At 30.8% G+C, this 12,466-nt stretch carries 13 protein-coding genes; all 13 read left to right on the top strand.

Annotated features, from left to right (window positions below; all coding sequences use genetic code 11):
* The first annotated feature begins 27 nt into the window (after window positions 1-27).
* The 13 genes from CLOPA_RS20685 (at window position 28) to CLOPA_RS20625 (ending at window position 12,365) form a co-directional block, all read left to right on the top strand.
* Window positions 28-1,065, top strand: coding sequence for an MraY family glycosyltransferase (locus CLOPA_RS20685; protein WP_015617374.1), 1,038 nt, complete (start codon window positions 28-30; stop codon window positions 1,063-1,065).
* Between the two features lie 88 nt (window positions 1,066-1,153).
* Complete coding sequence (wecB, locus tag CLOPA_RS20680; protein ID WP_015617373.1) at window positions 1,154-2,281, top strand: non-hydrolyzing UDP-N-acetylglucosamine 2-epimerase; 1,128 nt, start codon at window positions 1,154-1,156, stop codon at window positions 2,279-2,281.
* A 360-nt stretch (window positions 2,282-2,641) separates the two neighbouring features.
* Entirely contained in the window at window positions 2,642-3,820 is a 1,179-nt protein-coding gene (locus CLOPA_RS20675) for an acetyl-CoA C-acetyltransferase (protein ID WP_015617372.1), read from the top strand.
* A gap of 662 nt (window positions 3,821-4,482) precedes the next feature.
* Entirely contained in the window at window positions 4,483-4,851 is a 369-nt protein-coding gene (locus CLOPA_RS20670; RefSeq protein WP_015617371.1) for an ATP synthase subunit I, read from the top strand.
* Entirely contained in the window at window positions 4,851-5,531 is a 681-nt protein-coding gene (locus CLOPA_RS20665; protein ID WP_051115709.1) for a F0F1 ATP synthase subunit A, read from the top strand. The genes CLOPA_RS20670 and CLOPA_RS20665 overlap by 1 nt, the downstream gene beginning before the upstream one ends.
* Before the next feature lie 104 nt (window positions 5,532-5,635).
* Entirely contained in the window at window positions 5,636-5,887 is a 252-nt protein-coding gene (gene atpE / locus CLOPA_RS20660) for an ATP synthase F0 subunit C (protein WP_015617369.1), read from the top strand.
* Between the two features lie 56 nt (window positions 5,888-5,943).
* Window positions 5,944-6,423, top strand: a complete 480-nt coding sequence (locus CLOPA_RS20655; RefSeq protein ID WP_015617368.1) for a F0F1 ATP synthase subunit B — start codon at window positions 5,944-5,946, stop codon at window positions 6,421-6,423.
* A gap of 1 nt (window position 6,424) precedes the next feature.
* Complete coding sequence (locus tag CLOPA_RS20650) at window positions 6,425-6,964, top strand: F0F1 ATP synthase subunit delta (protein WP_015617367.1); 540 nt, start codon at window positions 6,425-6,427, stop codon at window positions 6,962-6,964.
* A 10-nt stretch (window positions 6,965-6,974) separates the two neighbouring features.
* Window positions 6,975-8,477 carry a F0F1 ATP synthase subunit alpha gene (gene atpA, locus CLOPA_RS20645; protein WP_015617366.1) on the top strand — a complete coding sequence of 501 codons (1,503 nt, stop codon included), beginning with the start codon at window positions 6,975-6,977 and terminating at the stop codon, window positions 8,475-8,477.
* 39 nt (window positions 8,478-8,516) lie between these two features.
* Window positions 8,517-9,362: an ATP synthase F1 subunit gamma gene (atpG, locus tag CLOPA_RS20640; RefSeq protein WP_015617365.1), complete on the top strand. Its 846-nt coding sequence runs from the start codon at window positions 8,517-8,519 to the stop codon at window positions 9,360-9,362.
* A 12-nt stretch (window positions 9,363-9,374) separates the two neighbouring features.
* Window positions 9,375-10,772 carry a F0F1 ATP synthase subunit beta gene (atpD, locus tag CLOPA_RS20635; protein ID WP_015617364.1) on the top strand — a complete coding sequence of 466 codons (1,398 nt, stop codon included), beginning with the start codon at window positions 9,375-9,377 and terminating at the stop codon, window positions 10,770-10,772.
* 16 nt (window positions 10,773-10,788) lie between these two features.
* Entirely contained in the window at window positions 10,789-11,193 is a 405-nt protein-coding gene (locus tag CLOPA_RS20630) for a F0F1 ATP synthase subunit epsilon (RefSeq protein ID WP_015617363.1), read from the top strand.
* A 368-nt stretch (window positions 11,194-11,561) separates the two neighbouring features.
* Window positions 11,562-12,365 (top strand): YwmB family TATA-box binding protein, encoded by an 804-nt coding sequence (locus CLOPA_RS20625; protein ID WP_015617362.1) that lies wholly within the window; start codon window positions 11,562-11,564, stop codon window positions 12,363-12,365.
* Window positions 12,366-12,466 lie beyond the last annotated feature (101 nt).

The following is a 12,466-nucleotide window of genomic DNA, read 5'->3' as shown; positions in this document are numbered from 1 at the left end:
AATTACATAGTTAAGAGGAAAATAAATATGGAAAATTTATATTTAATAGCAATACTTTCTGCAGTTATTTCGTTTATAAGTACACCTTTGATTAGAAAGCTAGCTTGCATCTTTAAAGTGGTAGATATTCCTAAGGATGGTAGAAGAGTACATAAAAAGCCAATTCCAAAATTAGGCGGATTAGCTATTTATATAGCTTTTGTAATTATGATTTTTTTAAAGAAAGGTCCAATAAATGAACCGGAAATAGGAATAATAGTAGGAAGCTTAATTATAGTTATTGGTGGAGTAATAGATGATAAATATAACATAAGACCATGGCAAAAACTGATCTTTCAGATTGCTGCTGCCTGTGTGTTAATATCTTTTAAGATAATGATATCAGTAATTACAAATCCTGTTAGTGATGTGAATCTATACATAAGTATTACAAACTTTATTGCAATACCCTTAACAATGCTTTGGGTTATAGGAGTTACTAATGCCTTTAATTTAATTGATGGTTTAGACGGACTTTCAGCAGGCCTTGCATTCATAGCCTGTGTTACCATGACCGTAGTTGCATTTTTAAGTGGAATGGCAGATATGGAAGTAATTACTTTAACCATTATATTAGCAGGAGCTATATTAGGATTTTTACCTTATAATTTTAATCCTGCATCTATATTTATGGGAGATACAGGAGCTCAGTTGCTTGGATTTTTACTTGCGGCAATAGCTATGAAAGGAGCGATAAAATCAGCTTCAGCTATTGTATTGGCTGTTCCAATTCTTGCTCTGGGGTTACCTATTTATGATACTCTATTTGCAATAATACGGAGAAAGGTAAATGGCAAATCTATAGCAGAGGCTGATAAAGGACATTTACATCATAGACTGCTGGATATGGGATTAACACAGCGTCAAGCAGTAATTATAATGTATTTCATTAGCATAGTACTTGGTTTTATTGCAATTATCGTTATGCAATTAACTAATAAAAGGGCCTATATGGTTTTAACAATTGTGATAATAGCTATAGTATTTTCAGCCTGGAAATTCGGATTATTTAAACACAAAAGTTGATAAGCTATGTGAAAATAAATAGTAGATGAAAATATTACGTATATTTTCATATTTATTTGAATGCAGCTAATGGTAGGAGGAATACGAATTGGATAAGATTAAAATTATAACTATTTTTGGTACTAGACCAGAAGCTATAAAAATGGCTCCTCTTGTAAAGGAATTGGATAAAAGAGAAAATATAGAGGTTAAGGTATGTGTAACAGCTCAGCATAGGCAAATGCTTGATCAAGTTTTGGATTTATTTAATATAACTCCCGATTTTGATCTGAATATTATGAAGTCAAAACAAACTTTAACAGGTATAACTACAAAAGTTTTAGAGGGGTTAGAGGAAACTTTTGAAATAGAAAAACCTGATATGGTATTAGTGCATGGAGATACTACAACTACCTTTGCAGGTGCTCTTGCGGCTTTTTATAAACAAATTCCAATTGGGCACGTGGAGGCAGGTCTACGTACTTTTAATAAATATTTTCCATTTCCAGAAGAAATGAATAGAAAATTAACTGGAGCTATGGCAGATTTACATTTTGCTCCCACTATAAGTGCAAGGGATAACTTGCTAAGAGAAGGCATTAATAAGGAAAACATTTATATTACAGGAAATACGGTAATTGATGCCATGGAATATACTGTGGAAGATAATTATGAATTCGATAATGAAGAACTTAACAATCTAAATTATGAAAATAAAAAGATAATTATGGTAACCGCCCATAGAAGAGAAAATTGGGGAAAAGGTATAGAGAGTATATGTAAAGCTCTTAAAAATATAGTAGAGCAAAATGAAGAGGTGGAATTAGTATATTTAGTTCATTTAAATCCAATAGTTAAAGATGTAGTTTATAAATATTTAGATGGAGTTCCTAGGGTACATTTGCTTCCACCTTTAGATACAAAGGAAACTCATAATTTGATGAATAAGTGTTTTATGGTAATGACAGATTCAGGGGGGTTACAGGAAGAAGCTCCACATTTAGGAAAGCCTGTTTTAGTACTAAGAGATGTAACGGAGAGACCAGAAGCTGTGGCTGCAAAAACAGTAAAATTAGTAGGAACTGATAAGGATACAATTATAAAAGAAGCAAATGAACTTATAAGAGATGAAGAAAAATATTCTAAAATGAGTAAAGCAATAAATCCATATGGAGATGGATTGGCATCCCAAAAAATTGTAGACATAATTTTCAAATATTTTAACAAAACTAATTAAAATTAAATTGAGGAAGTAATTGTCCATAAACATTAATCCTGTATTATTTTTAAAGTTCTTTAAAATAAAATGGGAATTAACTCCATTACTATTTTGTTAGATTACTTATAAATTTAAGTTAGGGCATATTTAATAAATAACATCGTCTTTGCTGTGTTATTTTGTTTGAATATGCCTTAAATATTCTTAAATAAATTATAGAAAATTACATATACTTAAAAAAGCTAAGAAAAAATAAACTTTGTATATTTCTTAACAAAATCTATTGATAAAAAAAATATTTGTGGTTATAATTAAATTGTGAATTAAATAACAAACGATTTTAATATTTAAGAATATAAATTTTAGGAGGTTACTTTCATGAAAGAGGTAGTAATAGCAAGTGCTGTAAGAACAGCAGTAGGTTCTTTTGGAGGAAGTTTAAAAGGAGTTCCAGCTGTGGATTTAGGAGCAGCAGTAATTAAAGAAGCTGTTAAAAGAGCAGGAATAAAACCAGAAGATGTTGAAGAAGTAGTTATGGGAAATGTTCTTCAGGCAGGACTTGGACAAAATCCAGCTAGACAATCATCAATAAAAGCGGGCTTACCAGTAGAAGTATCATCTCTTACAATTAATAAGGTGTGTGGTTCTGGTCTTAGAGCTGTATCACTTGCACGTCAAATGATATTATCAGGAGATGCTGATATTATAGTTGCTGGTGGTATGGAAAACATGTCAAGAGCTCCATATTTAGTTAATGATGCTAGATGGGGAACTAAAATGGGAGATACCAAGCTTGTAGATGAAATGATTGTAGATGGTTTATGGGATGCTTTCAATAATTACCACATGGGAATAACTGCTGAAAATATAGCAGAAAAGTGGAATATTACTAGAGAAGATCAAGATAAATTTGCTCTTGCTTCACAACAAAAAGCTGAAGCTGCTATAAAAGCTGGTAAATTTAAAGATGAAATAGTTCCTATAGAAATACCACAGAGAAAGGGAGATCCTAAAATATTTGATACAGATGAATTCCCTAGATTTGGGACTACAATAGAAGCATTAGCAAAACTTAGACCTGCTTTCAAAAAAGATGGTACAGTAACTGCTGGAAATGCATCAGGTATAAATGATGGAGCAGCAGCATTTGTTATTATGAGTGCAGAAAAGGCTGAAGAGCTTGGAGTTAAACCTCTTGCTAGAATAGCAGCTTTTGGTTCAAAAGGACTTGATCCAGCTATAATGGGTTATGGACCAGTTGGAGCTACTAAAGTTGCCCTTGAAAGAGCAGACTTAAAAGTAGAAGATTTGGATTTAATAGAAGCTAATGAAGCTTTTGCAGCACAAAGTTTGTCCGTTGTTAAAGATTTAAATTTGGATACAGATAAAGTTAATGTTAATGGTGGAGCCATAGCTATTGGACATCCAGTAGGAGCTTCAGGTGGTAGAATATTAGTTACACTTTTATATGAAATGGTAAGAAGAGATGCTAAAACTGGTCTTGCGACATTATGTATAGGTGGAGGACAAGGTACAGCTCTTATAGTTAAAAGATAATTTTGTACTATATAAAAATAAGGTGAAGATTTAATCTTCACCTTATTTTTATATTTATAATTATTAATTAAAAAAGATTATTTTATAATTTAAATTGATTTGCTATAATGTATATATTTTTCCAGTAAATTATTATTAATTTGTTTACAATTTATTTTTTTTAAAGTATCATTAAATAGGTAATTTTTAAAATTTAAATACTTATTTTACTTTAAATTAATATAAAAATAATATATTTTTGATATATTAAGGTATAATTCGTTAGATTTTTCATGATTTAACATATTTTTATAAACTGGTAAGACCAAAAAACTTGTATTTTAGTAAAAAATATTTAAATATTTAAATATTTAAATACTTTTTATGAAATAATAGATATGAGTATATAGAAAAATGTCATTGACATAGAATAATGAACTCGTTTACTATTTAGTATGGTTTAAAATTACTGAAAATAAACATAATTCATTCATTTGAAATATTAAAAAGCAGATTAGCAAATAGAAGAAAATATCTATTAGCACGATTAAAATGAAGAAATAGATAGATAAATTGGTTATATGACAAAATAAGAATAAAAAAAGCTAAATATGACAGTTCCATTAAAAGTAACTTGGATATATAATTTAGATATTGTTATTTGACAGTAGGTGATAGTAATAATGGATAGAGAAGTTAAAGAAATTTTAAGAAAGGTTATTTCCTTTGATATAATTGTTGCGGCTTTATCTAGCACTATTTGTTATATTTTTTTTAAACTTTATACAAATATATTATTTATAGGATTATTACTGGCTGCCTTAAATTTTATATTGAATTCTATTATTTCAAATTATTCATTAAAAGAGAATGGAAATAAAGTTATTGGTGCTATAGGATCTATAATTAGGATTATTATTACAGGTGGTATTGCTGTATTGCTCTGTAAAAATAATAGATTTAGTTTTATAGCTTTTTTAATAGGCTATACTTTACATTATATTTCAATTGTACTTTATGGAATCACAATAAATAAATCAGAAAGGAAGTGATTGAGATGAGTCCAGATACAGTATTTACTTTACATGTAGCAAATCATTCCATTGCCATTACATCAAGTATTGTTGTACAATGGGTAATCATGGCTATAATAATTATTCTAGCATTAATTTTAACAACAAATATAAAAACTATTCCAAGCAAAAGGCAAAGTGTTCTAGAAGTCTTTGTAGAAACCATAAATGGATTGGTTAAGTCAAATATGGGAGATGATTTTAAAAGCTTTGTGCCCTTCATAGGAACCATGGCTATATTTTTATGTTTCCTAAACTTAACAGGTCTAGTTGGGGTAGATCCTTCTACTAAAGATATAAATGTTACTGCAGGCTTTGCATTGATGAGCTTCGTAGTAATTCAGGCTACTTCTATCAAGAGAATTGGTGTTGGAGGTTATCTAAAATCCTATCTACAACCCTTTGCACCCATGATTGTCATGAATATCATTGAAAAAGTAACTTTACCTTTATCACTATGCCTAAGATTATTCTGCAATATGCTTGTTGGAAGTATGATAATAGGATTGGTTTATGGAGCCTTGAAGCATTTTGCATTTGTAATACCTATTCCGCTGCATGGGTTTTTCGATATATTTGATGGCCTTATACAGATGTATGTATTTATAATGCTTACAATGGTATATACTAAAATTGCTGTAAGTGAAGGTGAAGAATAATTTAATAATAAACTACATCATATATATTATGATGCTAGATATTATAAGCAGTAGGTAATTTATAAAATGAATTTTACATTTTGGATTTTAAGGAGGAAGAAAGAATGAATATTGATGCTCAAACATTTTTACATGGTATGCTAGCTATAGGTGGAGGTTTAGCCGCAATTGGATGTCTTGGCGGTGGTGTTGGTATAGGAACTGTTTCAGGAAAAGCAGTTGAAGCTATAGCAAGACAACCGGAAGCAAGAGGAAATATAATGTCAACAATGATCCTAGGAATAGCATTTGCCGAAGTTACTTCTTTGTATGCTTTGATTATTGCAATTATGCTAATTTTCGTAAAATGGCAATAATCAATAAACTTATTTTTTTATAAAAATAAGCCTGAAGAAGGGAGGCTTTTGAGTATATGAGTGGAAATTTGTTTACAATCGTAGAAACTGTAATTAACTTTATAATTCTTTTGATAATATTAAGAGTTTTACTTTTCAAGAGAATTACAAATGCAATTGATACCAGAAATAATCAGGTAAAAGAGACAATAAATAAAGCGAATAATGACAGAGAAGAAGCAAAGACTTTAAAAATTCAAACTGAAAAGAGTTTAGAAGATTCAAAAGCTCAGGGTAAAAGCATAGTAGAGGATTATAAGGAAAAAGCTGAAAAATTGTCACAGGACATTAAAAAGGAAGCTTCAAGTGAGGCTGATCTTATAATGGAAAGAGCTAAGAAAGAAGTAGAGAGAGAAAAAGAAAAAGCAGAAGATGAACTAAAGAAAAAAGTAGTTGATCTTGCTGTTATTTTGTCTTCAAAAGCTTTAGAGAAAGATATAAATGAAAAAGAACATAGAAGGCTTATCGAAGATTTTATAACTAAGGTAGGTATGTGATATGTATGAATACTTAGATAGGAGATATGCTGTAGCATTATATAAAATTGCTTCAGCGAAAAATAAAACTGAAGAATATATAGCTGATTTAGAGCAGATTCATGAGCTTATTAATGTTAATGAAGAGCTTAATCAGGTAATTAGTAATCCTAAAATAAGTACTTCAAAGAAAAAAGAAGTTTTCACAAATATCTTTAAAGGCAAAATAGATAATGAATTGCTCTCTTTTTTACTTATACTCATTGAAAAAAGCAGAATCAATGAGCTTAGCGGAATTATACTCCAGGTTAAAAAGGTTGACTTGGAGAAAAATAATCAGATTGTAGCAGAAATAAAGACAGTTATTCCATTAAATGACAGCGAAAGAACTTCTCTTATAGATAAATTAAAAGCTAAATACAACAAATCAATAATTTTAAAAGAAAATATCGATGAAAGTATTATTGGTGGAGTCTATGTAAGAGTTGGAGACGATGTTATTGATGGAACCATTAAAAATAAACTAGAAGAAATTAAAAAATTAATGCTTATAAGAGGATAGAGGTGAGCCTATGAACATAAAACCTGAAGAAATAACCTCAATTATAAAAAAGCAGATTGAGGGTTATGAAGATAAAGTAAAAGCTGTAGATTCAGGTACTATAATTCAAGTAGGTGATGGTATCGCTAGAGTATATGGCTTAGAAAATTGTATGGCTGGAGAACTTCTTGAATTCCCAAACAACGTATATGGAATGGTTATGAATCTTGAACAGGATAATGTAGGTTGCGTTCTACTTGGTGATGAAGAGGGAATAAAAGAAGAAGACGTAGTAAAGAGTACTGGTAGAGTAGTTGAAGTACCTGTTGGCGAAGAAATGATTGGAAGAGTTGTTAATGGGCTTGGTATAGCAATAGATGGAAAAGGCCCAATAAACACTACCGAAACAAGACCTGCTGAAACTATAGCGCATGGTGTTATTGAAAGAAAATCAGTTAATGAACCTCTTCAAACAGGTATAAAGGCAATTGATTCTATGATTCCTATTGGAAGAGGACAAAGAGAGCTTATTATAGGGGATAGGCAAACAGGTAAAACTGCTATAGCTATAGATACTATAATAAACCAAAAGGGAAATGACGTTATTTGTATTTATGTTGCCATAGGACAAAAACAATCAACGGTTGCACATATCTACAATACACTTACACAAAAGGGAGCTATGGATTATTCAATTATTGTATCAGCTTCAGCTGCTGATTCAGCACCACTTCAATTCCTTGCTCCATATACTGGTGTAACTATCGGTGAATACTTCATGGATCAGGGTAAAGACGTATTAATAGTATATGATGATTTAAGTAAACATGCCGTTGCTTACAGAACAATGTCATTATTATTAAGAAGACCACCATCAAGAGAAGCTTATCCAGGAGATGTTTTCTATTTACATTCAAGACTTCTAGAGAGAGCTGCTAAATTATCAGATAAATTGGGCGGTGGTTCAATAACTGCACTTCCAATAATTGAAACTCTTGCAGGAGATATTACTGCATATATACCTACAAATGTTATATCAATAACAGACGGTCAGATATTCCTTGAATCAGATTTGTTCTATGCAGGACAGAGGCCAGCTGTTAACTCTGGTATATCAGTTTCCAGAGTTGGTGGTAGCGCGCAGATTAAAGCTATGAAACAGGTTTCTGGAACTCTTAGACTTGAACTTGCACAGTATAGAGAACTTGCTGCTTTTGCACAATTTGGTTCAGACCTAGATAAAGAGTCAAAGAAGAGACTTGAAAAAGGTAAGAGACTTTTAGAGATATTTAAGCAAGATCAATATCAGCCAGTATCTGTAGAAAATCAAGTAATTATAATATATGCATGTGTAGAAGAATATCTAATGGATATAGAAGTAGGTAAGATAAAGGAATTTGAAAAAGGCCTTTTGGATTATATAGATACACATCATAAAGAAATTGGTGAAGCTATACTTACAAAGAAAGTATTAGATGATGAACTTAAAAAATCTCTTAATAGTGCAATAGAGGAATATAAAAAAGTATTTTAGCAGAGGTTTAATTTACCTTACCTTTGCGGGAGGTGAAATATGGCAGCAGGACTTATTACAATAAAAAGAAGAATTAAGTCTATAACTAATACTAGAAAAATAACAAAAGCCATGGGACTTATAGCCACCTCTACATTAAGAAAAGCCAGGAGAAATCTAGATGCAAATGCGGGTTATTATGATTCCTTTGAAGATACAATAAAAAAAATAGCCAGTGGTGTAATGGGAAAAAGTACTTATACTACTGGTAATGACAGCAAAAAGAAATTATATATAACTATGACTTCAGATGCAGGGCTTTGTGGAGGATTTAATGGATCTGTTGTAAATGCAGCGGTAAAGGAAATATCTAAAGATAGAGAAAATTCACTTATAATGTCTGTAGGTCAAAAGGGAAGAGGATATTTTAGGAGATTACATTATGATACAATAGCAGAATATGTAGATATCCAAAATGAGCCTACGCTTACAGAAGCCAAAACAATAGCAGAGCATGCTTTAAGTCTCTATAATAAAGGAGAAATTGGTGAAATAAATATAGTTTATACAAAGTTTATTTCCACAGTAAAACAAGAGATAATAATAAAAAAGGTGCTACCATTTGATATGAAGGAGATAAAGTATGATGGTTCAACTGAATTTGAACCTGAGGCTAATGAATTACTAGAGGGTATAGTAGGCATATATTTGAAGTCTCAAGTATTTAACTTTTTATTGAATTCAAAGGCAAGTGAACAGGCATCTAAAATGACTGCTATGGATAGTGCTACAAAAAATGCCAATGATCTATTGGATAATTTAAATCTAAAATATAATAGAATTAGACAGAGCGCAATCACTCAAGAAATAAGTGAAATAGTTTCAGGAGCAGAGGCTCAGAAATAAGGAGGGAAACTCATGCCAGAACATATAGGTAAAGTTGTTCAGGTAATAGGACCTGTTATAGATATAAGATTCGCAAGTGAAAGCCTTCCTAATATATATAATGCATTAGAAATAAGCATGGGAGACAAAAAACTTATAGCTGAAGTTGAACAACATATAGGTGATGATATAGTAAGAGCTATATCAATGGAACCAACTGATGGTTTAAGAAGAGGAGCAGATGTGGCTGATACTGGAAAACCAATTTCAGTTCCTGTAGGAAAACCAGTTTTGGGACGTCTCTTTAATGTATTAGGTAAGACAATTGATGAAGCAGGAGATTTCGAGGATGATGAATATTATCCTATACACAGATTACCACCTACCTTTGAAGAACAATCAGTAGTACCTGAAATGTTTGAAACAGGTATAAAGGTAATAGACTTACTTGCACCTTATCAAAAAGGTGGTAAAATTGGACTGTTTGGAGGTGCTGGTGTTGGTAAGACAGTTCTTATTCAGGAACTTATTAACAACATAGCAAAAGAACATGGTGGATTGTCAGTATTCACAGGTGTTGGAGAGAGAACAAGAGAAGGTAATGACCTTTATTATGAGATGAAAGAATCTGGAGTTATAGATAAAACAGCTTTGGTATTCGGACAAATGAATGAGCCACCTGGTGCTAGAATGAGAGTTGCACTTACAGGACTTACAATGGCCGAGAAATTTAGAGATGAGGGCCAGGATGTGCTTCTATTTATAGATAATATATTTAGATTTACACAAGCTGGTTCAGAAGTTTCAGCTTTACTTGGAAGAATACCTAGTGCCGTTGGTTATCAGCCAACCTTAGCTACAGAAATGGGTGCTCTTCAAGAGAGAATAACTTCTACAAAGCAAGGTTCAATAACATCTGTTCAGGCAGTATATGTTCCAGCAGATGATTTGACAGATCCAGCACCAGCTACAACCTTTACTCATCTTGATGCTACAACAGTTTTATCAAGATCTATATCAGAACTTGGTATTTATCCTGCTGTTAGTCCACTTGAATCTACTTCAAGAATACTTGATCCAAACATAGTTGGGCAAGAGCATTATGAAGTTTCAAGTAAAGTAAAGCTTATTCTTGAAAGATACAATGAACTTCAAGATATAATAGCAATACTTGGTGTAGATGAGTTATCAGAAGAAGATAGAGCTATTGTTAACAGAGCAAGAAGAATTCAGAGATTTTTATCTCAACCATTTTCTGTTGCAGAGCAGTTTACTAGTATGCAAGGTAAATTCGTTACTGTAAATGACACAATAAAAGGTTTCAAGGAAATACTTGAAGGTAAATGTGATGACTTACCAGAAGCAGCATTTTTATTTGTAGGTACTATAGAAGAAGCAAGAGAAAAAGCTAAATCCATGATGGAAAGCTAAAAAGGAGTGATTTTGTATGTCATCTAAAATAAAATTAAGCATACTAGCTCCAATGGAAAAGTTCTATGAAGGTGATGTATCTGAGATAAATACATCTACAATGACTGGTGACATAGGAATACTTCCACAACATAGTTCTTTTATAGGATTATTAAGACCTACTGTTACAAAATTAAAGCTTGAAGACGGCAGTGAAAAGTCTTTATTTACATCTACAGGTATACTTAAAGTTACTAAAGAAGAAATACAGATGATAGTGGATGATGCTGAGTGGCCTGAGGAAATTGATGTAAAAAGAGCAGAAAAAGCTAAGGAAAGAGCAGAGGAAAGATTGCATAAACAGGATCCTAAAACTGACGCTAAAAGGGCTGAAATTGCTCTCCAAAGGGCCCTTGCTAGAATCAAGACTAAAGGCAATTAAAAAATGGTCTAAGAATTAATAATTCTTAGACCATTTTTTAATTTGATAGTTTATCTGATAACTAGCCGCTGTAACACTTCAATTATAAACATAGAGATAACGGCCACACGATAATTCATTTAAACTTAGTTGTGGTACAAACTCCCACTAAGTAAGATTCATTGATAAGTAGGAATATGCTGCATTAAATTAATTAAAAAGATACTATCCAAATTTATTATAGTTCAATAAATTTGGATAGTATCTTTTATTTTTAAAGCTTAAAATAAAATTTTCACACATCATATATAAAATTTATATATTAATAATATATAGGAATAAAAAGGAAGAAATAAGTTAATAATCTAAAGAGAAAGGTAGGGGGAAACATGAGGATAAAAAAGAATTATATATTTTTGGTTATCATAATTTCTATGACATTTTTAATGGAAAATGTATTGGCTGTTGAAAATAAGGATATAATTAATGAAATTTTAAGTAGAACTAAAAGTACGCCTATAGAAATGGGAATAAATACTTATTACGACATAAGTAGTAATGGAAAAGATGAGTGCATAAAATGGCTTAAATTGATGAATTTATATGATAATAGTGCATCAGATATAGCAATTAATAATGATAATTATGATTATGAAGATTTACTAAAGACTGGTAGTGATGTACAGCTAGAGGATAAAAACATAGAAGATAAGAGCAAAAACATAAAAAATAGAGTTACTATAAATGATAATAAAGTATACTGTAGAGAATTTGAAAATGGAGATATATATGGTTATATAGAAAGCAGAAAAGATGGAAATGTAAATAAAATTAATCTGTTTATTAGAAAAATAAGTAAAAAAGGTGACATTAATAATTTAGAAAAACAGGTTAGAGCATCTATTGATAAAAAAGCTGATAATATAACATTTTATAAATATATAAAGGCGAAAATTTCTAAAGATGATGTAAAAACTACTCAAAGTAAAATAGAAAATTATTTAAAAGATATTGGCAGTAGAAATGTATCAACTGTTGAAATAAATAGGGGATTTAGTACGGTAGCTTATACAACTAAATATACTCCAATATCAGATAATGGAGAGCTTATAGATTTTAATTATGCAGTTATAAAGGAATCTGATGGAAATTATATAATTTTAGGTACGCCTATAATTGGTATTACTTATTAATTTTATGACTAGCCGCTGTAATATTCCATTGTTTTAAAGGGAAAAGGAACAAATATAAAATAGATTTTCTTTGTTTTTATATAGTGGTTGATAACAGCGGC

This window comes from Clostridium pasteurianum BC1 (assembly GCF_000389635.1).
Lineage (GTDB): Bacteria > Bacillota > Clostridia > Clostridiales > Clostridiaceae > Clostridium_I > Clostridium_I pasteurianum_A.
This window is presented reverse-complemented; position numbering and strand designations above follow the sequence as displayed.